General features: G+C 42.9%; 28 protein-coding genes and 1 tRNA gene. 16 read left to right on the top strand and 13 right to left on the bottom strand.

The window, feature by feature from the left end; genetic code table 11:
- Positions 1-3: 3 nt before the first annotated feature.
- The 8 genes from BUB52_RS03470 to BUB52_RS03435 all read left to right on the top strand — a co-directional run bounded on the left by BUB52_RS03470 (position 4) and on the right by BUB52_RS03435 (position 10,221).
- Positions 4-501, top strand: coding sequence for a hypothetical protein (locus tag BUB52_RS03470; RefSeq protein ID WP_009122594.1), 498 nt, complete (start codon positions 4-6; stop codon positions 499-501).
- A 5-nt stretch (positions 502-506) separates the two neighbouring features.
- Positions 507-965 carry a hypothetical protein gene (locus BUB52_RS03465; RefSeq protein ID WP_009122593.1) on the top strand — a complete coding sequence of 153 codons (459 nt, stop codon included), beginning with the start codon at positions 507-509 and terminating at the stop codon, positions 963-965.
- A gap of 20 nt (positions 966-985) precedes the next feature.
- A complete protein-coding gene (locus BUB52_RS03460; protein WP_009122592.1) occupies positions 986-1,237 on the top strand; it encodes a hypothetical protein in 252 nt (83 codons plus the stop codon).
- A gap of 33 nt (positions 1,238-1,270) precedes the next feature.
- Positions 1,271-4,936, top strand: coding sequence for a hypothetical protein (locus BUB52_RS03455; RefSeq protein WP_009122591.1), 3,666 nt, complete (start codon positions 1,271-1,273; stop codon positions 4,934-4,936).
- On the top strand, positions 4,933-5,391 hold the full coding sequence (locus BUB52_RS03450; protein ID WP_009122590.1) for a hypothetical protein: 459 nt from the start codon (positions 4,933-4,935) through the stop codon (positions 5,389-5,391). The genes BUB52_RS03455 and BUB52_RS03450 overlap by 4 nt, the downstream gene beginning before the upstream one ends.
- Before the next feature lie 22 nt (positions 5,392-5,413).
- Positions 5,414-9,142, top strand: coding sequence for a collagen-like protein (locus BUB52_RS03445; RefSeq protein WP_009122589.1), 3,729 nt, complete (start codon positions 5,414-5,416; stop codon positions 9,140-9,142).
- 106 nt (positions 9,143-9,248) lie between these two features.
- Entirely contained in the window at positions 9,249-9,608 is a 360-nt protein-coding gene (locus BUB52_RS03440; protein WP_009122588.1) for a hypothetical protein, read from the top strand.
- A 76-nt stretch (positions 9,609-9,684) separates the two neighbouring features.
- Complete coding sequence (locus tag BUB52_RS03435; RefSeq protein WP_009122587.1) at positions 9,685-10,221, top strand: hypothetical protein; 537 nt, start codon at positions 9,685-9,687, stop codon at positions 10,219-10,221.
- Positions 10,222-10,252: 31 nt separating this feature from the next.
- On the opposite strand, the gene BUB52_RS03430 is transcribed toward BUB52_RS03435, so the two are convergent.
- The 3 genes from BUB52_RS03430 to BUB52_RS03420 all read right to left on the bottom strand — a co-directional run bounded on the left by BUB52_RS03430 (position 10,253) and on the right by BUB52_RS03420 (position 11,722).
- On the bottom strand, positions 10,253-10,789 hold the full coding sequence (locus BUB52_RS03430; protein ID WP_039950944.1) for a hypothetical protein: 537 nt from the start codon (positions 10,787-10,789) through the stop codon (positions 10,253-10,255).
- 72 nt (positions 10,790-10,861) lie between these two features.
- Complete coding sequence (locus BUB52_RS03425) at positions 10,862-11,227, bottom strand: hypothetical protein (RefSeq protein WP_009122585.1); 366 nt, start codon at positions 11,225-11,227, stop codon at positions 10,862-10,864.
- A gap of 78 nt (positions 11,228-11,305) precedes the next feature.
- Positions 11,306-11,722 (bottom strand): hypothetical protein, encoded by a 417-nt coding sequence (locus BUB52_RS03420; protein WP_139259686.1) that lies wholly within the window; start codon positions 11,720-11,722, stop codon positions 11,306-11,308.
- A 73-nt stretch (positions 11,723-11,795) separates the two neighbouring features.
- Between BUB52_RS03420 and BUB52_RS03415 the strand changes: the two genes are divergently transcribed.
- From BUB52_RS03415 to BUB52_RS03395, 6 genes are all read left to right on the top strand, one after another.
- Positions 11,796-12,389, top strand: coding sequence for a master DNA invertase Mpi family serine-type recombinase (locus BUB52_RS03415; protein WP_009122583.1), 594 nt, complete (start codon positions 11,796-11,798; stop codon positions 12,387-12,389).
- Positions 12,390-12,609: 220 nt separating this feature from the next.
- Complete coding sequence (locus BUB52_RS03410) at positions 12,610-12,852, top strand: hypothetical protein (RefSeq protein WP_039950943.1); 243 nt, start codon at positions 12,610-12,612, stop codon at positions 12,850-12,852.
- A 71-nt stretch (positions 12,853-12,923) separates the two neighbouring features.
- A complete protein-coding gene (locus BUB52_RS03405) occupies positions 12,924-13,568 on the top strand; it encodes a thymidylate synthase (RefSeq protein ID WP_039951008.1) in 645 nt (214 codons plus the stop codon).
- Between the two features lie 164 nt (positions 13,569-13,732).
- On the top strand, positions 13,733-13,858 hold the full coding sequence (locus BUB52_RS15935) for a hypothetical protein (RefSeq protein ID WP_009122580.1): 126 nt from the start codon (positions 13,733-13,735) through the stop codon (positions 13,856-13,858).
- A complete protein-coding gene (locus tag BUB52_RS03400; protein WP_009122579.1) occupies positions 13,855-14,961 on the top strand; it encodes a GNAT family N-acetyltransferase in 1,107 nt (368 codons plus the stop codon). Before BUB52_RS15935 ends, BUB52_RS03400 begins: the two co-directional genes overlap by 4 nt.
- Positions 14,936-15,424: a formyltransferase family protein gene (locus tag BUB52_RS03395; RefSeq protein WP_009122578.1), complete on the top strand. Its 489-nt coding sequence runs from the start codon at positions 14,936-14,938 to the stop codon at positions 15,422-15,424. The genes BUB52_RS03400 and BUB52_RS03395 overlap by 26 nt, the downstream gene beginning before the upstream one ends.
- 343 nt (positions 15,425-15,767) lie before the next feature.
- On the opposite strand, the gene BUB52_RS15700 is transcribed toward BUB52_RS03395, so the two are convergent.
- The 6 genes from BUB52_RS15700 to BUB52_RS03365 form a co-directional block, all read right to left on the bottom strand.
- A tRNA-Gly gene (locus BUB52_RS15700) sits at positions 15,768-15,871 on the bottom strand.
- 146 nt (positions 15,872-16,017) lie between these two features.
- Positions 16,018-16,314 carry a nucleotidyltransferase family protein gene (locus BUB52_RS03390; protein ID WP_004289515.1) on the bottom strand — a complete coding sequence of 99 codons (297 nt, stop codon included), beginning with the start codon at positions 16,312-16,314 and terminating at the stop codon, positions 16,018-16,020.
- The gene (locus BUB52_RS03385; protein WP_009122576.1) at positions 16,293-16,679 is read right to left on the bottom strand and encodes a HEPN domain-containing protein; all 387 of its coding nucleotides are present in this window, start codon (positions 16,677-16,679) and stop codon (positions 16,293-16,295) included. Before BUB52_RS03385 ends, BUB52_RS03390 begins: the two co-directional genes overlap by 22 nt.
- Positions 16,680-16,821: 142 nt before the next feature.
- Positions 16,822-17,931 (bottom strand): hypothetical protein, encoded by a 1,110-nt coding sequence (locus BUB52_RS03380; RefSeq protein WP_009122575.1) that lies wholly within the window; start codon positions 17,929-17,931, stop codon positions 16,822-16,824.
- Positions 17,932-18,465: 534 nt separating this feature from the next.
- Entirely contained in the window at positions 18,466-19,104 is a 639-nt protein-coding gene (locus tag BUB52_RS03375) for a recombinase family protein (protein ID WP_009122573.1), read from the bottom strand.
- A 364-nt stretch (positions 19,105-19,468) separates the two neighbouring features.
- Positions 19,469-20,491: a DUF3871 family protein gene (locus BUB52_RS03365; RefSeq protein ID WP_009122571.1), complete on the bottom strand. Its 1,023-nt coding sequence runs from the start codon at positions 20,489-20,491 to the stop codon at positions 19,469-19,471.
- Positions 20,492-21,139: 648 nt separating this feature from the next.
- Here BUB52_RS03365 and BUB52_RS03360 point away from each other — a divergent pair.
- Together BUB52_RS03360 and BUB52_RS03355 are read left to right on the top strand one after the other, a co-directional pair.
- On the top strand, positions 21,140-21,385 hold the full coding sequence (locus tag BUB52_RS03360) for a hypothetical protein (protein WP_004289524.1): 246 nt from the start codon (positions 21,140-21,142) through the stop codon (positions 21,383-21,385).
- 210 nt (positions 21,386-21,595) lie between these two features.
- Entirely contained in the window at positions 21,596-22,396 is an 801-nt protein-coding gene (locus tag BUB52_RS03355) for a hypothetical protein (protein WP_004289525.1), read from the top strand.
- A gap of 167 nt (positions 22,397-22,563) precedes the next feature.
- Here BUB52_RS03355 and BUB52_RS03350 read toward each other — a convergent pair whose 3' ends face one another.
- The 4 genes from BUB52_RS03350 to BUB52_RS03340 form a co-directional block, all read right to left on the bottom strand.
- Positions 22,564-24,366, bottom strand: a complete 1,803-nt coding sequence (locus tag BUB52_RS03350) for a DEAD/DEAH box helicase family protein (protein ID WP_009122569.1) — start codon at positions 24,364-24,366, stop codon at positions 22,564-22,566.
- Positions 24,344-24,517, bottom strand: a complete 174-nt coding sequence (locus BUB52_RS15695) for a hypothetical protein (protein ID WP_009122568.1) — start codon at positions 24,515-24,517, stop codon at positions 24,344-24,346. The genes BUB52_RS03350 and BUB52_RS15695 overlap by 23 nt, the downstream gene beginning before the upstream one ends.
- A gap of 68 nt (positions 24,518-24,585) precedes the next feature.
- On the bottom strand, positions 24,586-25,068 hold the full coding sequence (locus BUB52_RS03345) for a hypothetical protein (RefSeq protein ID WP_004289528.1): 483 nt from the start codon (positions 25,066-25,068) through the stop codon (positions 24,586-24,588).
- Between the two features lie 256 nt (positions 25,069-25,324).
- A complete protein-coding gene (locus BUB52_RS03340) occupies positions 25,325-26,320 on the bottom strand; it encodes a hypothetical protein (RefSeq protein ID WP_229094540.1) in 996 nt (331 codons plus the stop codon).
- Positions 26,321-26,325: the final 5 nt, after the last annotated feature.

Here is a 26,325-nt window from a genome sequence, read left to right as displayed (position 1 = left end):
AACATGGATAAATTAATTTTCGGGATGTCCCAGGTAAAATTCTGCGGTCTTGAAATCGGCTGGTTCGACGAACAGGGTGTCACCCCTGCGGGTACCGCCGCGACCCAGGTGGATATCTATGCCGCCCAGGTAAAGGACGGCCCGGTCGGGACAATTACAAGCAATCCCGGGAAAAAGGCATTTACCGGCAATCTGATCGACATGTCCGCCGAGAACCTTGTGAAGGTCATCGGAGGAACCAAGGATGAACAGGGTAACTGGGAACCGCCCGAGAAATGGGAAAAGACGGGCGTTATGGATATTGTCTGTGACAGCGGCCATACCATCCGCCTGTACAATGCGAAAGTCACCGGCAATGACTTCGGTGGCGGGGTGAACTCCCAGGGTGTACTCTCCATCCAGCTCAACATCGAGGTGATGAAAGACGAGGACGGCAAGCGGATGAAGATCTTCGCTCCCGGCATCGATCCCGAAACCGGCCAGCCTGCCGTTAAAGCGTGACACGTATGGACCGCCTTGAGATAGAAAGCCTTTCGGAGAGGATTATGCAGGACGGGGGCATCTCGCTCCCGCTGCGTCTTCCCGGCGGCAGGCATGTCCGCTGGGTGATGCGCATTCCTACTTACGCGAGCCTGCTGAATATCGGCAGGATGTACCTGAAACTGGGAGTCCGGTATGACGAGGTGAAAGAGTATGACTTCGAGCAGAAAGTGGAGTTCATTACCCGTCACGGTGTCAGTGTGAGCCGCATGGTGGCTTACGGTATCGTCCGGGGATGTATCTTCGGCCGGTTGTTGAACCGTCCCGTGGCATGGATGCTCCGTCACCGGATGCACCCGGTAGCCCTCGAGGAAGCCTGGGTGATAATCGTGCGCATGTTCAATACCGTCCCTTTAGAAAATATTATCAGATTGGCGGAGACAATCAACCCGATGTCGCCCGTCCTGAGCCGCGAAAAAAGATAGAACGGGAGTTAAGGGGGTACATGGAGCCTCCCCATAGCCCGTTCGGACTGGTCGGACAGATAGCCCGCGATACGGGCTGGAGCGTGAGGTATATCCTGCATGGGGTAAATTACCCGTCGCTCATGCTGATGTGGCAGGACTGTTCCAGGCACGTGCCTTCACGCAGAAAGACACCCGCCGAGCTTTCCCGGGAGATGTCTGCCCGCAGCGGCAGCCCCCCGAAAAACATGTCTCCCCTGGAGTTCTTCATGAGCATGGACGGGGAAGAATAAAAAAACGTTTACACACATAAACCGCTATAAGAAGTGCAACCTATCAAGCTTGAAATATTCCTGGATGACAAGACACTTGCCGGCATGAAGTCGGCCGAGGGCAATCTCGCTGCTCTGGAGAGCTTCAACAGGCAGATGGTCGAACGTCTGCAGGGTGAGCTCAAACAGCTGGAAAGACAGTACAAGCAGCTGCAGAAGCAGGGCCTTGCCGGTGACAGGGAACTCGCCGACATACAGGCGCTCAAAGGTGTCATCGGCAGTCTGAAGGATGAGATAAAGGCGTACGAGGCTGCCAAGAGACAGGCTAACGAGACACCCCTTGTGGCACACGACCCGGCGCCGAAACTGAACCAGGTCAAAATGACCATGGCACAGATCGCCCGGGAACTTCCCTCCCTGGCCATGGGGCCGCAGATGTTCTTTCTGGCCATATCCAACAACATCCCGATGTTTACGGACGCCGTGGGCAATGCCCGCAAGGAATACGAGCTCATGACGGCCGCAGGAAAGAAGGCGACCCCGGTATGGAAACAAGTGGCAGCTTCGCTGTTCTCCCCGCAAACGGCACTGGCGGCGCTTATTACGCTGACGGTGGTATACGGTAAAGAAATAGGAGAATGGATAAAGGGGCTCTTTGGCGGGAAAAACGCCATGGATGAACTGCGTGAATCCATGCGGGAAACCTATGAGGTGGAAAAAGAGGCGAATGCCACATTCGTGAAAAGCCGGTTTGAGATGGACAGGGTAATCAAGTCCGTAAGAGAGTTCAAGGGAAGCAAGGAGGAGGAACGCAAGAAGGTAACCGAACTCAACCGTACATACGGTGAAACGTTCGGTTACTACCAGACATTGAGCGAATGGTACGATACGCTTATGAAAAAGAGTTCCGACTATATCGAGATTCTCGTATTGGAGCAGAAGGCCCGGAAATGGCTTGACAAGGCTGTAGAGGAGAGCGATAAGGCCGACAAGCTGAAAGCGGAAGGTGTGGAATCCCACCGCCCATGGTTCGGTGCCGGCGGTAAAATCCACAAGTTCTTCGGCGGCGGTTCCACCGACCGGTTCGGTAGCGACCCTGCTTTAGTGGCTTACAACAAAATGCTCAAGGACATCTATGATGCGGAAGAGGACGCCCTCAAACGTGCGGAAGAGTTTCAGGATAAAGCCGCCCGTATCAAGGAGGGAACAAATATCAATACCGTGGTTTCCGGTTCGGTGGAAGAATTGGAAAACAGCATAGCGGAGAAACGCAAGGCGCTGAAGAAACTCACAAACAAGGAGGATTATGAGGCGGCCATGAAAGTGATAGAAGCCGAGGAGAAAAAGTTGGAAACCATTACGGGAAAGAAAAACAAGGACGGTGGCAGGAATGCTTCCGACTATCAGGATGCTCTTTCCGACGCCCGCCTGCGTGCACAACGCAAGCTGGAGGATGCCCGTATCGCCCTGATGGCGGAAGGCAGCGCCAAACGCAAGGCACTGCTCCGTCAGGAATACGAGCAGACACTTGCCGCCATCGACAAGGAAGAACGGGAGCTGCTCTCCAGGCTGGAGAAATCGAAAAAGGCCGGCAACCCGGTAGCCCCCGGGGAGGCCGGCCGGATAAGGCAGGACGCTTCCTCACAACGTGTGATTGCCGGTGTGCGGTATATGCAGGAAGTCTACGAAGAGGAGAAGCAGTTCCGGGAAAAGGACCGGCAGGCGTGGATAGACTACAACAGGGAGTATGGCAGCTACCAGGAGAAACGGCTGGCAATCACACAGGATTATGCCCTGAAGATTGCCGCCGCCGAAACCGAAGGTGAAAAGGCCATGCTGAAAAGACGGCGCGAGGACGAACTGAAAGAGCTGGATTTCGGTGAGTTCAAGAAGACCGTCAACCTCGCTGATGTGTTCGGCAATCTGGACACTCAAAGTACGGAGGCGCTCTCCGCACTTCGCGACAAGCTGAAGGAATACATCAGCGGGGCGGCCAAAGAACTACGCCCGTCGGATTTGAAGCAGCTTCAGGACGCACTGACGAATATCGACCTGAAGCTTGCCGACCGCAAGCCCTTCCGGGAACTGAAACGGTCTATGGATGAATACGCCAACGCCCAGGAAACTGCCCGGCAGGCACAGGAAGATTTGAACACCGTCATGGCGGGCGGAAAGGTTATCACCGGTCTGTACAGGGATGAGACGGGCAAACTCGTCACCGAACTGCTTACCCAGGAGCAGGCGGAGAAGAAACTGTCTGAGGCCCAGGAAAACCGCCGCAGGAAACGTACGGCAATGGCACAAAGTCTGCAGGGGGTTGCGGGCGAAATGTCATCCTACGGACAGGCTGCCGATGATGTCGTCAGTATGCTGGAAGGGTTCGGAGTGTCGGTGGACGAGAATGCCAAGCGGGTGATAGAGGGTTTCAATACCATGTCGGAAGGTATCGGCCAATTTGCGAACTCCATGCTTTCGGGTGACATCGGCGGCATGATAAGCGGAGTGGTGAATACAGCCGGTGGTTTTGTCAAGACATTGGGCAGCCTTTTCGGTACGGATTGGGGTGGTCAGCGTTCCGAAAGACGTTACCAACAGGCAAAGGAGCGTTATGAAAGCTATATGGCGGTGCTTGACAAAGTCATCGCTAAACAAAAGGAACTGGTGGCATCCATGGAGACCGATACGCTGGCGAATGCCAATAATTCCTACAAGAAAGCCGGAGAACTCCTGCAGCAACAGGAAGAATACGCCCGTGAGATGGGAAAGGCATATCTGAATGCCGGGGCGAGCAAGGGATTTCTCGGTATCGGTTCCAAGGCTTCCCACGGAACGAAACAAAGGGAGGGCATATCCTCTACCGCATGGGAACAGGCGCGTCGGGTGTTGGGAAGCGATTTTTCCAAAGTGGCCGACGGCCGTATGACCGGTCTCTTTGACCTGAGCTATGAGAAACTGGTGGAACTGCGTGATGAAGCCACCGGCTTCTGGAGTGAATTACATGAGGACACACGCAAATATCTGGAACAGATTATCGAGAGCGAGGAAGCCTGGCAGGAAGTGCAGGAAACACGCAAGGAAGCCATGACGGGCATTTCTTTCGAGAATGTGCGCAGCAGTTTTCTGGACATGCTCATGGATATGGACAGCAGCACGGCGGATTTTGCCGACAACTTCGAGAAATATATGCAGAAGGCCATGCTGAACAGCATGCTCTCGGAAAGCTATAACGAACGTATCAAGGAATGGTACGATTCGTTTGCCGAAGCCATGGAGGAAAAAACGGAATGGCGGACCGGTCAGGGCAGACGCGGACGTAGCAGGTACAAAGTTGTCACCGAGGCTGCCGGTGTGTTGAATGAGACGGAACATGACATGCTGAAAGAAGCCTGGGATTCGATAGTCAGCGATGCACTGGCCCAGCGTGACGCAATGAAAGAGATATTCGGCTGGCAGGGTGATTCGGCGGGCTCACAATCCGGGCGTAGCGGGGCCTTTACCACCATGACGCAGGAACAGGGCACACTTCTGGAAGGGCTGTTTACTTCCTTGCAGGATCATGCCAGCGGCATGCACAAACTTCTGGAAGAGCTCGCCAAATCAAGGAAGGAAGACCACGACCTGCTCGTCAGCATTGCTGAGAATACAGCCTACTGCCGGTATCTGGAAGGCATCAACGAGATTATGGAATATTTTAGAAACAATGGAATAAAAGTGTCATGATGTACGACCTGACAGGATATATGGTAATTAACGGCAAGGATGCCTGGACGGAATATTCGGCCTTCCTCTGTGAGGACAGGCCGGAAGACAGCACGAACGTGTCCGAACTGCTCAAGCCGCCCGAGATGAAGGAATACACGGCAGTGGATTTCAGGGAACGCAACGGTGAGGAATTACCCGAACAGCTTCCTCTTCCGTGCTGCAAGGCCCGTGACCTGACGCTGTATCTGGCCGTATGTGCTTCTTCACTACCCGAATGTGAGGCAAAGCGCCTTACTCTGATGAAGATATTCATGCAGGGCTGGGTTATTCTTCAGGTGAAAGGGATATCCACGGAATACAGACTCTACTACAAATCCGCCACATCGGCCGATATCCTGACCGACGCTTTTGACGGAAGTACCGTAGCCAGATGGAAAATAAAGTTCAGGGAACCGAAACCGGTTCTCTTTTAAATGACGTTTAAAGACTGCTCAAATGGAACTCAAAATCTATAATCAATCCGGCGGACTGAAGCTGACGGCCCCGGTCACTTCATCCTCCACATGGAACCTTGAGCTGATGACCGAGAATGCGCTCTCGCTCTCCTTTACGGTTCCGACCTGTGTGCCGTTACAGGTGAATGATTACATAACACTGGAGGGTGTGAGGTTCAGTGTGAAGAAAGAGTACAAGCCCAAGAAAAAGAACAGCCAGGAATACAGCTATTCCGTGAAATTCTATGCTCCCATACATGACGCCCAGCAAGTGATATACCTCCACCTGACTGACGGCCAGTATGAGCCGCAGTTCAGCCTTGACGGCAGCCCCCGGGAACATCTGCAGAAATGGGTGGACAACATGAACCGTATTTACGGTGAGGAGCGCTGGCGTATCGGCGATGTGATAGATGCACCGAACGGAAATATAGAGTATAACAATACCACCTGCTGGGACGCGCTGGCATCCATGACCGAGACTTTTTCAACCGAATGGTGGTCGGACGGCTTCTATATCAACCTGTGCCGCTGCGAGCGCGGGGAACGTGTGGAACTGGGATACATGCAGGGACTTACCTCGCTTACGCCAACGGAGAATAGCGATGACGTAAAATTCTTCACCCGGCTTATTCCGCTGGGAAGTACCAGAAACATAGACCGAAGCCGCTACGGTTTCTCCCGTCTGCAACTGCCGGACCGTGCCAGGTACGTGGACCGTAATACAGACTACGGGCTTTACGAACATGTGGAAGAAGAAGCCTTTTCGGGCATCTTTCCTCATTATACGGGAACTATATCCTCCGTACGTTCACAGGAGAAGACCGGGAATGACGGCAAACCCTTTACAGTCTATTATTTCAAGGACGAAGGTATGGAGTTTGACCCATGTGATTATGAGATTGCGGGACTTGTCAAACAATTGTCTTTCCAGAGCGGTGAACTGAACGGGCGGGATTTCGAGGCAAACTATCATTCGGAAAGCAAGGAATGGGAAATCATCAATACCTATCCGGATGAGGACACGCAGTTACCCGGTGGAAACCTTATACCGCATGCAGGTGACAAATATATCCCTTGGAACTTCCGTATGCCCGAAGCTTACGAAAAACAGGCCGAGCTGGATTACAAGGCGGCCGTTGATGACTTCCTCTCGTCATACAGCGAAGACACCACCAAGTACGGCGGCGATACCGATTACACCTATATTGAGAAACATTCCGTCCCCCTGCGGCTGGGACAGTCGGTAAGGCTGCTCAGCGAAGAGTATTTCCCCGGCAACGGTTACCGGGATACACGCATGACAAAGGTTACACGCAAGCTGGAAAACCTTTCCATGGCGACCGTTGAATGCACGAACCGTGTCGGCAAGGGCTGGAAACGCAGCCTGGAAAGTAACCTGAACGGATTGCAGTACGTTGTCGGCGGACTGCTGGACCGCTCGGTTATCGAGGTGCTTAAATCATGGGACAACCGTGAGGCCAGCGAATACAACGTTTTTTCGGCTTTACGCACAATAAAGGAGATAACCCGGCGTGCCATCAGCAAGATCGGTCCGGATGGGACATCCTTTCTTGTTTCCTTTCTGGCAGGTGCGGTATTCGGTAAGGAAGGGTTCGCTTCCGGATTGGCCGGATTCGGCGCCAAGATAGATGAGAACGGCAACGGTGAAATGCGGGGCTTGCGGCTTTGGGAATGGCTTGAGGTACCGGAACTCAGACGTAACCGCGTGGAAGTGTATGCCGGCATCAAATGGCGCACGCCGGGTGTCGGCATTGTTGAGAGTGTGGTGGCGGATACGGACAGTGAGGGAAACCCGCTTTCCACCGGTACCGTGCATCTCAAGCTGGAAGCCGGGGAAATGGGAGCGGTTGCGGCGGACGACATAAGCATGGGAATCATTCATTTTGAGGATGAGACGATGAATGCCACCAAGGATTCGGACGATAGTAAGGGAAATTTCAGTTTTGCCGGTTTCGGTACGGCATACTTCCGTATTACCGGAGTATCGGGCGAGGATAACGGCATATTCCGTTATTCCTTACGTCCGGGGACAACGCTGCATCCGCAGAAGTACATGCATTTCTCATGTTACGGCAACTTCACCAACCCAGACCGGCAGACATCCGTATATGAGACACGCACCTACAGCCGCATGCTCCGTAACCAGAACACCTGGGAAATATCGGCCGCCAACATCGCAATGCAGTCGGGTGACCTCTCAAACCTGAATGTACACGGCCTGGATATGACGGGATACTCCATGTACCTGAACAGCGTGTATTTTACCGGTACGGTACGGCAGCTGAAACCTGACGGTACGCCGGTATATACGGCCAATGACCGTGGAGAGTGGGTGTCCGGTGAAAATTATGCCTTTTATGACCGGATTTCCCATAATGGCGGCATTTGGCTGTGTGTAAGTGAGAGCGGCACTACATCTGAACCGGAAGAAGGAAATGCGGACTGGTTGCTGCAGGTGAAACCGGGAACTGACGGAACTGATGGCAAGAACGGTCAGGATGGCGCTCCGGGAACGGACGGCCAGGATGGTGCGCCGGGCAGGGATGGCGTGGACGGTGCACCGGGACAGGATGGTATTTCAGTCAGTAATCATGGCAAATGGCATACCGGTCTTGAGACACCCTACCTCGGATTGGTAAAAATGGGTGGAAAGATGTTTTTGTGCAAGGTTAGAAACGGAACGTCAAATCCGCCCATGTGGACAGTTACCACCAAGGATGGAAGACGTATACTTCAGACGCAGGACGGTGGAAAAACCTATGGTTATATACTGACCGGCGAGTATAACTCCGAAGAGTACGACATGGTGGTGGAAAACGGGGAGAACGGTCTGCAGGGATGTATACTCCGCAAGGCCGAATGGGTATCCGGCGTAGAGTGGCATAACGATGAATCACTGGCCGGCGGTACACGGTACGTCGATGTGGCACTGGTCAGGGATAACGGTACGGAGACCGGCTGGCGGGCCTACAAGTGCCGGGTGACGCATATAAGTAACGGTGGAAATGCGCCGGGTAACAGTACATATTGGGAAGAGTTCGGGCTGAATACGACAGCCATATTCACGTCGCTTATTGTTGCTAAAAATGCGATGATAGACTTCATGCAGGGGAACGAACTTCGCATTAAAAAAGATGACGGGACAGTGACAGCGGGACTCAGCGGCAGCCGGGAAGGAAAGAAAGTGAGAGTATGGGTAGGAAGTGATGATCCGGAGAACGCCCCCACACAGCTATGCGAGGAAGGAGATGGCAGGTTAGCAGGCGGAAATATCCATTGGGACAAGTACGGTAACACATTCTTCGATGGTTCCATAGTCAGGCATATGAAAACTTTGGAAGCGTCTGGTTATGACATCTATCTGGACTTCTCAACAGGCTTCAATTTCAATGTAGGCTCGATTATAACGACACCTAATGGGGAGGTTACTATTTATCTGCCTGATGCAACAGAATATGAAGGAGCGGAATGTACTCTCTTTTGGGGAAATCTGCGGACGAGATATGGTTCATCACCGGTAGTAAGAGTTACAGGCGGAGCCAACATGATGTCTGCAGATATCGTGGATGTTTACTTCAAGTCTTTTACATTCAACGATTATGGATTGGTACAGCTAAAAGCACTTCCGCATTGGAATGGATTGTCGCAGTCAGGAATTACATGGTACATCATAAACCCGGGAAATAACCTTATTATAGGAGACTAAAAAGAGGGAATAATTATAAATAATAAATTACAAATAGAGATAATTAATTGATTGTTAAATTAGGCGTAAATTCGTAACAGGAAAAACGCCCCTAAAAAGTAAAGTTATGGCAGAGGATATACGAGAAAATGAAATGCATGATTTTAAAACCGTTGATTATGTCAGAGTGATATCTGGCGTTGATAGTGGACGAGTTTCCGCAAATGATTTCATTAGAATTTTAAATATAATATCTTCAAATGAAGCATTATTACTGGATAGTAGTCATGATATGAATAATCTGGGTACTTGTGTCTTTTGGGCATATATAGAAAATACTCTTCCTGCAAATTCTCCTTATAACCGTTTTTCTGGGATTAGTATGCATATAGGTGGACACTGTTTTCAAATGGCATTTGAAACTAATGGTGGAATGAAATGTCGTGGTTCTTATAATTCAGGGCAGACATGGTCTCCATGGGTATAGAAATTTTATTGTCTTCAACTCAGTTTTAAGATACCAGGAGAAGTTCTATATCTCTTGCCCCTAAAAAGTATTAGGTATGGCAGAAGATATTAAGGAAAACGAAATGAATAGCGGAAAACCAGCCCGGTTGAGAGGCATAGATGCGGATGGAAACAGTGTATCTCCCACACTGCAAGAAGTCGTGGGTACAATGCCTATGGCTACAACCTATTCAGAAGGAATTATGCGTGCTTTTCACGCGAGAAAGGTTGAAGGAGTTGTATATGCAACAAGTGATAAAAACCTATTTGTATATAAAACAACATTAAACACATGGGATGATTTGTATGCAACCTTCAGAATCTGTGCATTGTATGCATCCGGAGAAATTGAATATGCAGATTGTTTTTTTGTCTGTGTTAATAAAGCCGGACAGATATACTTTAAGAAAGTAGGAGTTTTAACGGCAATTATCAAGTCATTTGTTTTACAAGGTATTGTCTATTTTTATATGGAATTCAAAACAGGATACGGTAGAGCGATTGTTTACCCGGATTTCAATTTGAGAAACTTTGAACTTACAGACATGACAGATATACCTACCGATGCCGAACATATAACGCCAATACAATGAGGAGACTAAAAGCTCCCCATTGTAATTATTACTAAAGTTCTGTAAAGTTTCCGGTAACATCCATTATTTGTGATATATCTTCATGATAACCCGTCAGAGCAATATACGCAGAACCATACTGATTCACCAGCACATCAATAGCAAAATAAACGTCCCCTTCATAATTTATTTGTCTCAAATTAGAAAAACATCCATATTCGACATGAGCGACATCACTTTGGAGTGTACCGGCTGGCGCATAGTGAACCTTGCACCAGCCGGGTAAGCAATGGTTATTCGAGTAAAACGGAATAGTAAATATTTCAAAGAAATTAAAATGAGACGTATTATAATCTTCTATTTTAAACAAGGTTATGGTCTTGGTTTCATTACCGCCAGTTGGTTTATGGATAGAGACGATAGGTTTAGGCAATGAATAATACACTCCTCTGTCGTACCTTTGTTCTCCCGGTAGTGCATCGGCGACTTCTTGCAGTGTGGGAGATATGCTGTTTCCATCTGCATCTATGCCTCTCATCTTGACCGGTACTCCGCTGTTCATTTCATTTTCTCTTATATCTTCTGCCATACTTTGCATATTTAAGGGGCAAAGAATATGGTTAAGACGTGAGAATTCTTTTCAATCAATACAATTGGTAATTTATATTTCCTTCCAATCACTCCAATAATGACTGAACCATCTATACCAACGGTTGTTAGTATATGGTTCGATGCATAGCTGATAATAAAAACCAGATGAGGTTAACTTAAATAAGAAAGCTAATTTATAATCAGTAAGCGGTGGAGCATTTTTAGTATCTTCATTTATCCAATATAGACCATTATTCTCATAAGTACCAAGACTATTGCAATCTTCAATAACTTCTGTATTATTCTGTAGAAATGATTCTTTAATTTCAGCCTTTATCAAATTTGCGAGAACACTCTTTTTAATTTTACCCTGACTACCATCCATTAATTCTATGTAGATATATTCACAATCCTCTACCTCTTGAAATGTGTTCATTTTAATACCCTCTACATTTTAGGGGCAAAGAATATGATTAAGACGTGAGACATCTTTTCAATCAATACAATTGGTAATTTATATTTTCTTCCAGTCACTCCAAAAGTCCCAAAGTTGTCTGATATAAAAATTCTGCGGCCATGCTTCAGCACACAATTGAAATCCAACCGAATCGGTGATTATTGTAAGAATACAGCCATGCGCAGCAGGATAATTATATTCGTTGTAATTTTCTTGGTGATAACGATAAAAACCATTAGGCAGATTATCAGCATTTATATTATTATTGTCAGATATAAGCCCAGAAAGGTTTTTTAAATCAGAGATGCCCATAAGACCTTTATACTCATTAGTAGCTGTGGCCATATTTATTCTTATTAGTTCCACCAAATCTGCTTTGGCTATTTTCCCAAGGCTCCCATCTGCTAATACTACTGTTATATATGCAGCATCCTTAACCTGTTGTACTTCATCAATTTTTATATCTTCTGCCATACCTTGCATATTTTAGGGGCGTCTGATATAAGTTTTGCTTACACAGATACTATCCTTACTTTTACAAGCAAAAATGATTTACGCTTACATCAGAGTATCAACAGACAAACAAACTGTTGAAAACCAGCGCTTCGAAATTGAGAAGTTTGCTCGTATTAGAGAATTGAACATTGATAAATGGATAGCTGAAACTGTGTCCGGCACAAAGTCTGCCAAAAAACGAAAACTCGGTCCACTTATTAAGAAATTAAAGAAAGGAGACACCCTTATTGCATCGGAAATCAGTCGTCTTGGGCGTCGATTAATGGAAGTCATGTCTATTCTAAACACTCTTATGCAAAAAAACATAACGGTACTAACAGTGAAAGAAAAATATGAACTGGGTAATAATATTCAGTCACAAATTCTCGCATTCGCTTTCGGACTATCCGCACAGATAGAATGCGATTTGATTTCACAGAGGACGAAAGAAGGTCTTGCCCGACGCGTGGCTGAGGGGCAAAAATTAGGTCGTAATAGAGGTGGGCATAATTCGCATTATAAACTGACAGGAAAAGAACCTCTTATAAAAACAATGCTTGAGTATGGATATAGTAAAGCAGCTATCTGCAGGAAGCTGAAATGTAATCCTAAAACACTTAATGAACACTTAAAAAGGATGGATTAAAATTCAGTACTTTCTCTTATATTTGTAGCTGTATAGAACTGCTGACTGTTTTTTGGGGGGAACAATAAAAAAAAGCCCCCGGCCCGTTAATATAGACGCCAATCATTTATTAACAATGCGAGCGAACCCGCACGACCGGGGGCATAGACCCTCTGTCGCAGGTCCGCTTTTCGCATTATTAATAAATGATTGGCATTGCAAAGATATAATTTTTTATTGTATGAAGGTGATTGAACTATTAAACTTTAATCGAGAGTTGTTGAAAAAACTCCAAGTAGCTGGAATCCGTCTGGAAGACACCATGTATATTGATTTATATGCAGACTATACTGGCCTGCTGAATCAAGGCGAAAAAGTATCATATATTGTGGCTGTATTGTCGGAAAAGTACTCGGTAAGTGAACGTAAAGTCTATACACTGATTAAACGATTTCAAAGCGGCTGTAAGGGTTTTGCAGTGTGAAGACATTGACTAATGCCGGTGACAGTGTTATTTCTCCTATCTTTAGGATATTTCAAACTAAGGAGGAAGAAATGGCTATGAACAAGTATTACTGTATCCTGGACAAAATTCTTGCCACAGGAAAGACACAGACTAACAAGAAGGGAAACATACAGTATCTTCTGAACGAGCAGTTGTCGCTTACGCCGGCAGATCTGCTTGATATATTCGAGGGGCATAATATCGCCCGTAAAAAACTCCGTAACGAACTTCAGCTGTTTATGCAAGGAGAACGTAACGTAGAAAAGTACCGAGAGGTTGGCATTAACTGGTGGGATTATTGTGGTTCTATCTTGGTGAACAGTTATCCTACCTATTTCGAGAAGCTACCGCCGTTAATAGCTAAAATAAACAGGGAAAAGCGCAATAGTAAAAACTATGTTCTTTTTCTTGGTGAGACCGGTGCAGAAAGTAATCAAGCGCCTTGTTTAAGTCTTGTACAGTTTCAGATTGACGATGGGGAACTGGTATTGTCGGCCTATCAACGCAGCAGTGATGCAAACCTCGGATTACCTTCCGATATCTACCATTTGTACCTCATGGCACGGCAGATAGAACTTCCTTTGAAATCAATTACCCTTTATTTGGGAAACGTACATATTTATGAGAATAACATTCCTGGCACTCGTTTACTGATTGCAGGTGACGAGACAGTCCGCTTTGAATTAAATGTATAGCCCATAAGTAAGAGTAGTCTATATTTCCCATTGTTCCTCATAGAGCCCGCCGAATAAAGTAAAGGAAAAGGGTGCAAAACTTGTGCAGTGTAACCTCTATTGAGTAGTTGTTATCCTGTTTTTCAAATTAATATCTTTGCATTCAAACAATAAAGGTGAAAAATATGGGTAAATACACTTATAAACCGCAGTATGGCGTGATTGTCATCTGCCAAGATGAGGAAGAACAGAAAACGATTTACGAGCGTTTGAAGAAAGAGGGATTAATATTAAAAATCGTGAGCGTATGAAGATAGAGATAAAACACCATTGCCGCGATTTTGATAGCTACCGTTCGGCAAGAGTCAAAAGTCTGTTTAACGCCGAAAACGGTTGTGATTGGGAAAAGACTGTTGAACTACCCATTGAAGGGAAAAAATGGCAAATAGGCCTAATAGTCGGGCCTTCCGGTAGTGGCAAAACCAGTATAGGCTCCAGGCTGTTCTCCGGTGTTGGAATTTATGACCTTTATTCCGGCTGGGAAAAGGATAAACCGATTATTGACTGTATTACACCAGATGGTGATTTTAACACCGTAACGGGAATGCTTTCAGCAGTAGGGCTCGGTGATGTTCCGGCGTGGCTTCGCCCGTTCCACGTCCTGAGTAACGGTGAAAAATTCCGTGCTGGTTTAGCACGTTTGGCTTCAGAGCGCCCAGACCGTGCAGTAGTTGACGAATTTACATCGGTAATAGACCGGCAGATTGCCAAAGTAGGAGCTGCCGCATTTGCCAAAACTTGGCGGCGCGGTAAAGGACAAATAGTCTTGCTTTCCTGCCACTATGATATTATTGAATGGTTACAGCCCGATTGGGTATATGATACAGCGGAGGCACGGTTTTACGACCGTGACTGTCTTCGGCAGCGTCCGCAACTCGAACTTCAAATTTATAAAGTCCGGGGAACTGTATTCCCAAGACTGTTTAAGCAGCATTATTATTTAGATTTACCCATGCCGGTAGCTGCAGAGTATTTTGTCGGCTTCATTAATAAGGAGCCTGTTTGTCATTTGGCCGTCACTCCTTTATTTACAGCCAAAGCGTACCGTTCGACACGCTTGGTCGTTCTTCCCGAATGGCAAGGGATTGGTGTCGGTACAAAATTTTTAGCGGCTGTATGTGAGTACCACCTTCAGGGTAATGGGAGATGTGGAAAAAAACTACCTGTGTTTTTCCATACTTCCCACCCGCAACTGTGTGGCGCGCTACGGCACTCTAAAAAGTGGATACAGACTGGAGCACTTTTATATGGTGAAAGCAGAAAACATGCTACTATCAGTTATGGCAAACATTTCAGGGCAATTCAGGCATTTAAATATATAGGCGACAATGATAATCAAGATATTAGGGAATAAGGAGACAAGAGCATACAAATTTACAGAGTTGTTTATTAGAGAAAAAGGATATCAGGTCTGGAGTGAAGGCCTTACCATGTACCATTTAGCTGTTGCCCCCCTCTTAACGGAAAAAATATCAGAAAAGGAACTGAAAATCCCAGTCCATGGAACATTGATATTCCATCCCTCCCCATTACCATACGGACGTGGTGCATCCTCTATCAAATGGGCTTACAAACGGAATGAACCGATAACTGCCGCAACATGGTTTTGGGCTGATTCTGGATATGACACGGGAGATATTTGCGAGCAGGAGATTATAAAAATAGACTACAATGTACGTCCCCGCACCTTTTATGAGAATGAAATTATCCCGGCAATGCTTCGTACCTTGAACAGATGTTTGGAGAATATAGGAAAGGGAATTATCCGTAGAATACCACAGATTGAGGTATATTCAAGTTATGATAAGAAGCTGTAAGCCCCTACCATATTTATAGATTTAGGCGCACATGCCTCTTTATATATACAAATATACAAATTTTATATGATTTGAGGTACTTTTAAGTACTCTTTGAGAGCTCTTTAATTTGTGTTGGAAAATAAATAGAAAAATCGCAATTCGTTTTGTGTTAATAGGTGTAAAACACTCACAAAATGATTTGGAGAAACATCACAAAACGTTTTGCGGTTTATATAAAGCGATGTGAAACGGTGAAGGGGGAAGGTGTAAACGGAATCTTTATATAAAGATTCTCATAAGTTGCTGAAAACAGAAAACCCCGATTGCTAATTTCTTAGCTATCGAGGTTTTCATTAAGAGCGGAAGACGGGGCTCAAACCCGCGACCCTCAGCTTGGAAGGCTAATGCTCTTCTACGGCTGCCAAAAGCTGCGCTTTCGTCAGCAACCAACTGAGCTACTTCCTTTTACAATAGTTATCTTTCTTACTGATTATTTTTAGAGTTTCTGCGGTTTAACTTTTGGTTTAACTTTAGGATGATACCAAGAATTGATTAATAAATATGTTAATAATCTGTTTTAAATACTGCTTCTCTTATTTTGTATCATTTATTTAGATAAGAATACCCGTTCTTGCAATGTCGCAGTAAAGAGGATTGTTCATATCCTCTATAAGCAAGACGGGTTCTATAAGGTTACTTATCTTACGTCTAAGTTTCCATAATAGAGGGGTGTCTTCAAAATAATTGTCGTTCAAACTCTCTACTACTACGGCAATGTCTATATCGCTATCCTCTCTGTAATTCCCCTTACTATACGAGCCATAGAGGTAGAGAGCCTTTAATGGTAATTTCTCTGCTACCATTTCTTTATATCGTTTGGCGAGGGCTATAGCTTGTTCTTTATCCATGACTGTAATTCTTTAGTTTGACTTAAAAGTCCTGTGCAATATTCTTTAGTCAGACTTTTCATCAATCTTTCTTTATAAGAGGGATAACGGGCTTCAATGTTGAGAGGCTCAAGTTTATCAATGAAATCCAACTGTTCTTCTGATAGTTCTTTATCTAATTCTGTTTTCTCTGCTAATCTGGATAGTGAATGTATCTTTAAAGGTACTTCTGTCAAACAGTTAGCCCAATATGCCTTGAGTATTTTTTCTATCGTTTGGTGACACATGAAGCCCACATAGAGATAACGACCTGTAAGCAACATCGCATCTGCTGTTTCCAAGTCATAATCTGACATTTCAATCCAATAGGTAACTTTACTATCCATGCTTAATATGTTTAATACAAAGATAATTATTCCCTTTTAAATCACAATGATTTAGTTGTGACATTTTAAAAAGACAGTAGATGAATTGCTTCAAATACTGTCTTAGCTAATGTGATTGTTATCGGATTACATATATTGTTTTTTATTGGTACTCTATTTTGCCATTTTCAATATTAATAATAAAATGAGTTTTTATTTTATCACCAGAATATTTAGCACCTTCGTATTCCATTTCCCACAAATTATCATTAACAGAAATCAGTTTTGATGATATTTTAACATCATAAGATGATGCAAAACTTAAAAAAGGATCAATTTGAGTTGACCATATAATTTGTTCCCATACTTGGGAATCTAAGGCTACTCTTAGAATATTTCCCCAATAGTGATTAAGTCCAACACCTATTACTTCTGTATAAGAACATGGATACCAAGCCTCTGAGTCAAACTGATCAAAAGCGTTTGGATTATGGAAAGATGTAATTAATTTACCTCCTTTGTCATAAATAAAACAGTCATTTTTACAATATTCTTCCTCACTCTGTATCAATATTGATTTATTATACCATGTTTTTAAACAAACTTTATCACGTGGAGTCAAAGATGATGAACTGATTTCATTATCATTAATGAAAACAACTTTATGATTTTTAGGATATAAAAGTAAACATAACCCATTTTCTGTTTGAAAATTATCAGTCTGTTGAAGATAATCAATATGAACGTCTTTGTAATTCCCATAACCAGTATTGGTAGAGACTACGCGTTTAAACTCACTATTATCTTTCCATTCTTTAACTTTCTCTTTCGTTTTGTTATTAAACAGACCAAACCATAAATTATTATTTTTTATTCCACCAATATATACAAATTGTTTATCAATAGTTTCTATCTTCACTCCCAAAGTACCTAGAACATCCTTTCTTATAACTTTATTTACCATGTTAGTATATATGTTTTCGACCTTTGTACTTATCTCATTAGGAGTACTCTCAGTATATCTAAGTTTTAAGTTTCCATTACGTAAAGATAGAGTACAATCATTTCCGTAATCAATTTGTCTTTTTGCATATAGTTCTTCAAAATCAGAGCCCAATTCAAATCCGTTTATATCATCAAATTTATATTCCAGCAAAGGTATCACTGAACTTTTTTCAATAATTCCTATTGCAACTTCATTTACGCTTACACTCTCATTACTACAAGCGAAAATAGTAAATAAAATGACTAAATATCCAATTGCGTATTTCATAATGTTTTTTATTAATTTAGTAAATAGATATTCGTAATTCAAATTATGTATTATTCTTTAGATAGTAGGTTATTAAAAATTTAGATAATTCAAAAACACAGCAATAGCTGCACACCATTTTAATAATTAGCTACATTAGAAAATAGTACTGTCTGTTTCTTGGCGATATGTATTGTAGTCAGTGTTCCCTACTGGCTGTTATACAAAAAAGAAGCGTGGGAACATTGAATATTATCTGTTCAGAGGTATCGCCAAACACCCACAACTCAAATAATAAACAATGCCCACGCCAAACGATATATAGTTCACTTGTTCAAGTGAATATATAACATTGACATGAGCATTCTTGTCTATCATCCTTGAGTTGTTCATTAATTTGGCGATTTTCTGAACAAGGATAATATGTCAAACGCTCTTTGTTAACTATGTCCTTTCAGCCTTAATTCATTAAGTGTCTGAAATTGCTGCAAAGTTACAATTTTACGTTTGATTAACAAGAACTATTGTTTATTAAAAGCGGATTACTATTGATATTTACATTCTTATAAACAGATTTTTAACTCTTTGAACTGTTGAAACGCCTATACCCTGTAATTTGGCAATATTCCTCACTGAATAACCTTTCTTTAGTAAAGCTATCGTTTCCCTGTATTCCTCCCTTTTCTTCTCCTCTGTCTTGACACTTCCCTGCTTTCTTCCCAGTCTGCCGCCTTTGGCAATGTAGTTTGCCCTTCCACTATTTAAACGGTAGGTAATATTTGCCCGTTCTATGTTAGCCATTTCAGCAAGTACAGTAACCATAATCGAAGCAATCGGGTTTACCTCTCCGTTTGGCTGCAATGTGTATAACCCCAAGTTCTGTATGTAAACGGATACCTTTGCCTCATGCAGTATCTCCAAAGAGCGAAGAACCTGCAATGTACTTCTTCCCAGTCTTGAAAGTTCGGATAACAACAGGTAGTTAACGTTCTCTTTAGTGCAGTATTCCAAACATTCCGCAAGTACCTGCCTTTCCTCAATCTTCTTTGCTCCGCTGATATGTTCTTGGAATATTCGCACTATCTCTATATCCTGCAATACGGCATATCTCTTTAAATCTTCTATCTGCCTTGTTGTGTCCTGTCTGTCATTTGCAGACGAAACACGTGCATAAATTACTGCTTTTGTTTTCATATTATTCTTTGAATTGGTTGATAACAGAAAGAAGTGTGTTCAAACCGTCTTTGCAGATTTATTTGAACACAACTTCCTTTTGATTACATTTCTATGCGTTACGCTCCTTGTTCCTGCGTATTCCGCTATAATACCTATGCTGTCTCCTCATTTCTTTTTCCGCTGCACGTTCGCTTTTCTCAATACTCCAATGTCTTATAGGTAAATAGAACAGTACAAACAATATGATAGGCACACAGCCTGTAAAAAGTGAGACAATTAACCAAAACAGCCAAACAAGCAATCTTTTATAGAACATAATTTTCTTCTTTAAATAGTTAATAAAAAGGAGAATACCCGTTTAAAAGAATATTCTCCCGTTCACTCAATCAATAAACCACCTGTAACGTTCCTCACCATGCAAAGCGGCATTTATCCCCGTTGCAAGTTCCGTAGCGTTATAAGCCCTATCCAAAAAGCTGTCTATATAACTGCTTTTGTTGCTTCCTGTCAACAGATTATAGAATTTCCACATGGACAATTCACTACCCAAACCGCCAAAATTATTATCACTGATATATGCCTTAGCCACTGCATTAACCTGTGTATCTGTAAGTAGCATACGTGGCAACCGCTTTTGATAGCCTTGTGGTAAACACTGGTACAAACGCATCTTACCCAATAATGTGGCAAACTGGTGCTCATTCATAAAGGTATCGCCCAAACTCTGCATCAGATGTATGTGCTTTGCGGGATTGTAGGCATGAAGCATTTCCAATACATCCCTATACAGGTCTTTTGTATTGGTTACTTCCAAATTGCTTAAATAGCCGTCAGTAGATACGCATAAGTTTGTACATACCTTACAAATAAAGCCTACAAACACCTTAAACCGTTCCATACCTTTTTTGCTATACAAGTTAGTGTGATTATAGGCACGAACACCGCCAACGGTCAAAGTAAGCCTGTTCCCGTTTACCGTCTCATAAACGGTTGGTATTTCTATCACAAAGGCACATCTTTCGTAATAAATGGTCTTGTCACTTTCCAACAGTTGGTTGGCTGGCTTGTGTATGGCTTCGGGTATTCTTCCCTTAATTACATGGGACACCCTTATATCGGGTAATCCAATCTTTTCACCTTGAAAGAATGTGCTTGCGGCATCCTGCACAGTCTCTATAAATGCAGGGTGGGACAAGGTGGCTTCATTATCCTTTGCAAATACGGGGATAATGCAGTCGTTCTTTAAATGCTCCATAGTAACGTCAACCGTATTGGCTTCAATGAATAGCGGTCTTTTCTGTTTTGCAGGTTCTTCTTCCGTTATTAAAACGGCTTCTTCCGCATAATCACCCAAATTTAACGTCTTTCTTTCCTGTGGCATACCGCCAATTACTAAATCGTTCATAATGAATTAATTTTAAATGGTTTATAAACTGATAGAATGAAATGATAAACATTTCGTTTATCTTCAAGTACTCTAAGGGGGTGTTAGAGCGTACTCAACACATATATGCGTAACTTTCAATCAGTAAACCTGTGGATAATCAAGCTGATATATATTCCAGCTTCAAGAAAAGGAGCAGGGGGGGGATTATATACAAGTACCCGTACTTTATTGTGTGTGTTTCCCTGTATTTTTACGGCTGTGGAAGAAATGGAGATATTGTGCAAATCCCGTTTCTGCGTGTATGCGTATTTTAAAGGATAACCGCCATTCGTTTTTTTACCTTATTAAAGATGACTATCTTTGTATATCCCCATGAAACGGACAATATTTTTCTATTCATGGTATAATCTTCCTATTTATTATTGATAGTTTCATTTGTAGTTTGACCTGTCCGTTTCACTGCTGATAAAAAATCTGCCAACAGTGTAAAAATCAATGGTGCTATATACAACGTACTAATAGGCATTATGGACTTTACACAAAAAAAGCCGCATTTGAGTATGATTAGACGTCTACTCTTGTGCGGCTTTTTATCATCCCTCTAAAACCTGTATCCAAGTAAAAATCAGATAATCTTATTTTTAAATCATTAAATCACAATTATCTATGAACGAAGCAACCATTTACACAGCCCCCGATGCCAATATAACCATTACGGACGATACGGTGGAGCATATCATCTACAACACCCATACTATAAAGATAGACAGAAACCGATTGAAGGAAATTACCCCCGAATTGCTCCGCCAATTGGCAAAAGTGGCAGAAAAGCTGGAGTTACTCCCTCAAAAGAACCTTGTAAAAAAACATAGGTGCGGTAATGTAAAAAAACATGGTGCGCTATACTATTAATTAAAAAGACAGTAACAAATAAGCATGGACTTCTTCCGAAGTCCGCATGACGTATTCATCTCAATTTCTATCCCATGTACATAAACCGACTGACTAAAGAAACCTATCGAAACAGGAAAGAAGCCAAAATCGCTCTTGGCACTTCAAGGTTCAACAGGATGTTTAAGGAACAGATGCTCTCTTTTGTTAACGATATACCATTTGCAAACTATGGGGTACGTACTAATACCGAAGAAAAAGATACTGGGGCTTACAGCCAATGAAGCATATACCTATTTTTGTTTGTTGACAAAATCAGATTACAATACATACGTATCCCATGTAAGGCTTGACACACTTTCGGAACTTACAGGCATAAATAAGGAATACATATCAACGCACATTAAAACACTAATATCCAAAGAACTAATCCTTTACAAAGACAAACAGCATCATACGGGTAACAAGGGATATTTTGACACCTGTACCTATCATCTTTATAAACCAGCTACGGAATGGGTACGTATCAGTACAGATTTATTACATGCAGACATACCGAATAAATTGAAAGGTTTCCTTATACTGCTGAAATGTATATGTCTGAGTAACACAAACTATACAGGGTATGGCAAATCTGCAATCAGCAAGCTGCTTCATATCTCCCGACCTACAATAAATGCCTATCTTGCCTTATGTACCAGATTACAATTGCTGCGTGAGGAAGAAAACGGTTACACACTTACAGACACAAGGCTCTTTATTGTAGATTTGGCAAAGACGGGGAAAGACGCTTTCTATATTTCCGTTCGTAACTACCTGTGCCAGCAAGGACTGATACCGCCCGCCTATGACAGACCTTCCGTATGGAAGATGATATACCACTTTAGCGGCAGTTCCGACTATATGGTCGATGCTTTAAAGAGGAAGAGAATACCCAAAGGCACAAATTGCACTTGGACATATCTTGCAAAAGTATTGAATGTGGACATTGCGGAAAAGCCACAAAAGGAATATCCGCCTGTGCTGTTATAAACCGCAGGCTTGCAAACGATATAAATCCGACCTTTTTCGGATAATTCCTTTTGAAGAAACCCTCTTTTCTGCAACCAAACCATGCTTTAGCTTTAAAGGTTAGGAGTGTGGGACATTTTTTGGTCGGGGACTATAAAAGTGTTTTCTTCAAAAAAATGTCCTTGTCCTTATATAATTTCACTGATGAGCAAATATCCTCTGTCTCCTCCAACCTTGCAGTCGGATACCGTAAAAAAGTCGCATATTGTTTTACTTGTAACGGCTTTCGGGGGATATATCTGTAACAGGTCATAAATCCGCAGGATTTCCTTTTTTATATATTTACGGGAATACTTGCTGCCTACTTGGAAGGAATTCTTCATTAGACGTATGACTTCCGTTCCTGTCGCTTTTTCATGGTATTGTTTCTGTATCATGGCTTCCGTAATCCTCTTTTTGGAATAGTTCAGTTGTTCAATGACAGCCTTGCCCACTGTATCGTAAGCATCGACGATAAACGGGTCAGCCGCAATCAAGTCCCTCTTATATTCCAGTTCCATTTCGGTGACGCATTCTCCAAGCATCTCCAACTGTCGGACAATTTCCCTACGTTTCTCCTTAAGTGATACCGACTTGTTCTCCCTTTTCAGACGTTCGCAGTCCCCTACGGAATAATAGAAGCCTTTTTTATATACGGTGAACGAAGTACAATTATTGTATGCGTCATAAAGGGTAGCTTCTTCATGATAGTAACCCTTTATAAGTTCCTCATCCATGTAGTTATCCATTGCAAACCAGTTCTCTTTACCGTCCCTGTCAAGCATACGGTTGAAGGGAAGGCTTTCCAGTGCGGCATGATATGCTTCGCGGGAAGCCCTGTCTGTGGCGCAGTTATAAAAGTTCTTCATTGTTTTATATATCTCCTTGCAACAGACGAGATAGCCTTTTATCTCTTCCTTTGTCCGCTGTGGTAATCCGTTGTTGGTATTGCTTATATGCGTGACAGAAGATATACCATTTCTGAAACGTCCGATTATCTGAATGGCATCCGTATGCGGGTCTATCATGGTGTGTTCCGCAAAGAAGACATCGGTCAGCATTATTACATGAGGTTTTTCTTCCAATTCCATATCCACAGCATTAAAAAAACGGCTTGTAAAGAAATTGTATTTCTTCATCCTGTCTGCTTTCCACTGCTCGTAAGCATTTTTAAATTTGTCTTTTTTCAGTTTGTCTACACTCTTGGAAGCACAGAACACCGCAGAGCACTCCAATAAATTTAGCTGCCTCATAACGGAATGGACTATATCCGTTGAGTTTATAAATATACAAACAGGAACTGGGTCGTATTCCAATGTGTCAAGCTGGAGTTTCAGCGTTTGCAGTGTATTGTTGGTATGATATATCCATAGTTCTTTCTTATAGTCGAAAGAGGGCTGTACCTCTATTGTTTGGAAATGCTGTTCCTTGAAACGGGGGTCATGCAACGGTATCGGTGTTGCGGAAACCAGTGCTTTATGTTCAAAACGGAAGAAATCATTCAACGGAAATATTATATCACTTCGATAATCCATATCTTTTACAAGTTTATGGCATTCATCAAAAAGAAGAAAACAGGTACTGTACATATCAGTCTCCATATCCTCAAAGGCAGCCTTAACCTTCTGAAAACTTTCGGGGGTAGTTAGTATCTTATAGTATTTCTTACCGCTTTTCTCTAAATATTTTACGATGTCATCTGTATATATGCCTTCATAAACTCCGAACAGGTTGTCATTCCGGTGTTTAGGGTCATTGCATTTACCGATAATTACAGGTACATTCGGTTCTATGATAATGGAGTTCCGTTTAGCCTTGATTTCACCGTAAGTCGCTCCAAGTCCTGTCAGTTTCTTATACAAGATTGTATCAGTCGGTATTTGGGGGAGGACTTCGGTAAGGTATTGTACCTTACCGAGTTCATTGACACTAATATTGATTGTCTTCGTCATTGTAATAATCGGGTATATTAATAAAATTCTTAAATTCTTCCTGCTTTATCATGTCGAAGTCGGGTGTTTCTTCTAAGGTCTGAACATGAGAGCTGGCTTCGTTGACAAACTGGGTTGCTGCCGCAAAGGTCGTAATTTTAATCTTTATCATAATATCTATCGTTTAAAATGTTTATGAATGTGAGGAAGGGAGTTTCCCTTCCCCTTTGGATAATCGGTTTATGCTATAAGTTCTCTTTCTGTTAAATCATCTACAAGTTCGGTAGTTCTTGATACACGAAAGAATATCTTTCCTTTCATGTAGGATGCGTATGCACTTATATATTCACCCTTTTCGCGAAACAGAGGGATGAACTGCAATCTTTTCGGTTCGTTTGCGATTAGCTGCATGAGGATTGCAAGCTGGATGTCTTTGTCCTCTTCTTCTGAATAGGCTTCAATGTTATTCGGGTTGAAGCCGAAATCTTCCGTTTCGCCTGTTTGCAGGTAAGTGCGCAACCAGTTCAGACCCTCTTGATTTAATATCAGTTTAAAGCCTGCTATCTTCTTGGACTCAATCCATGCGCAAGGAAAGTTGTCCTTGCTTGTATAGAATTTAACTGACAACTGCTCACCTCTGTTCATTATAACTTTCAATGCGTTCATTGCACTTGCGTTGTCATACTTCTTTTCAACCGTTTTTTCTGAAAAATTTAATACCATAGCTTTTAATTTTTTATTAATTAAACATTGAAATCTCGAACGAGGTGTGCACCATGTTTTTGATTACAGTGCAAAGGTATATGGTAGGATTGGCGTATGAAATGAAGAAAAAAACATAAAGAAATCCTTTTTTTTATGTTTTATTTTTTATGTGGAAGCGTAGTACGTAACTCTCTTATCTTTAATAAGATATGTATATAAAGGAATAGCCATGTAATTGAATACACAGCTATTCCTTTTTTTAATTTTATGTGTTTTACCAATAGGATTTCAGATGTTCAACGGGATTGTTGGGGGAGGTCTTGCATATCGGTATGTTCCACCAGTTGGGACGGACTTCATATTTTTGCAGGTTTCTGATAGTGGCTCGCAGGTTCAGTATGTCATTCTTGGGGCTGTCTTCATCAAGCAGTCCAAGATATTTCAGCAATTCGAGGATAAAGTTGCCCTCATTGTCTGTCAGCCCCTTACCTTTAATGGCAAAAGAGGAATGGCGTAGCAGGTTATAGACACTTAAGGTTACTGTGTCAAGTATCGCATTCTCCCGTTTTCTGCCTCTTTTACCGATGCTGGGATAATCCTTTTCAAGTTCTGTCTCCACTTCTTCCAAAGAGGAAACTCCCAAATACTTGTCAAGATAAGGAGTTATCATCTGAAGAAACCAGTTGTCGTCATTGGCAAGTTCTATCTTCTGTTTGTTGTATTCGATTGTAACGGTATCGTGCTTCGTCTTTTTCTTTTCGTGGAACATCTTGTAAAGACGCAGCATATCGGGACGGACGGAATAGGTGTATTGCAATTGCACAGGGTCTGCAATGTAATCACCGAAATCGAAATAACCGCATGTCTGTTTGTATTTATGGTAAATGCAGACAATAAGAAGAATGCCGTAAAATATGTCTTGGTCTTGCTGTATGCAGGTTTCATCCTCATTTGTATTATAGGTATTCCACAGCGTCTCAATGTATTCAGCCTGATAGCTGCCGCTTTCAAGTATAAGGTTCTTTCCAACGGTCATGCAGAACTCGTATATGTCCTCGTCTGTTCCCCTGTTGGGATACGGTATATTCTGTTCCTCTTTTCTTATTGACAGATACAAGTCCTGTACTTCTGCAAATTTCTTTGGCAGAAGATACACATCTGAAATGTAATCCAGTTCACAATGCAGCATTGAACGGCTGAAACCTGTTTCAGTCGTTAGCCATGTCTCAATACGCTTTATGCTTTCAATAGGTATTATCTGATATTCCATATTGT

Origin of the sequence: Bacteroides clarus YIT 12056, assembly GCF_900129655.1 — a bacterium.
GTDB classification, from domain to species: domain Bacteria; phylum Bacteroidota; class Bacteroidia; order Bacteroidales; family Bacteroidaceae; genus Bacteroides; species Bacteroides clarus.
The sequence above is the reverse complement of the archived record's forward strand: the minus strand, read 5'-3'. Positions and strand labels throughout refer to the sequence as shown.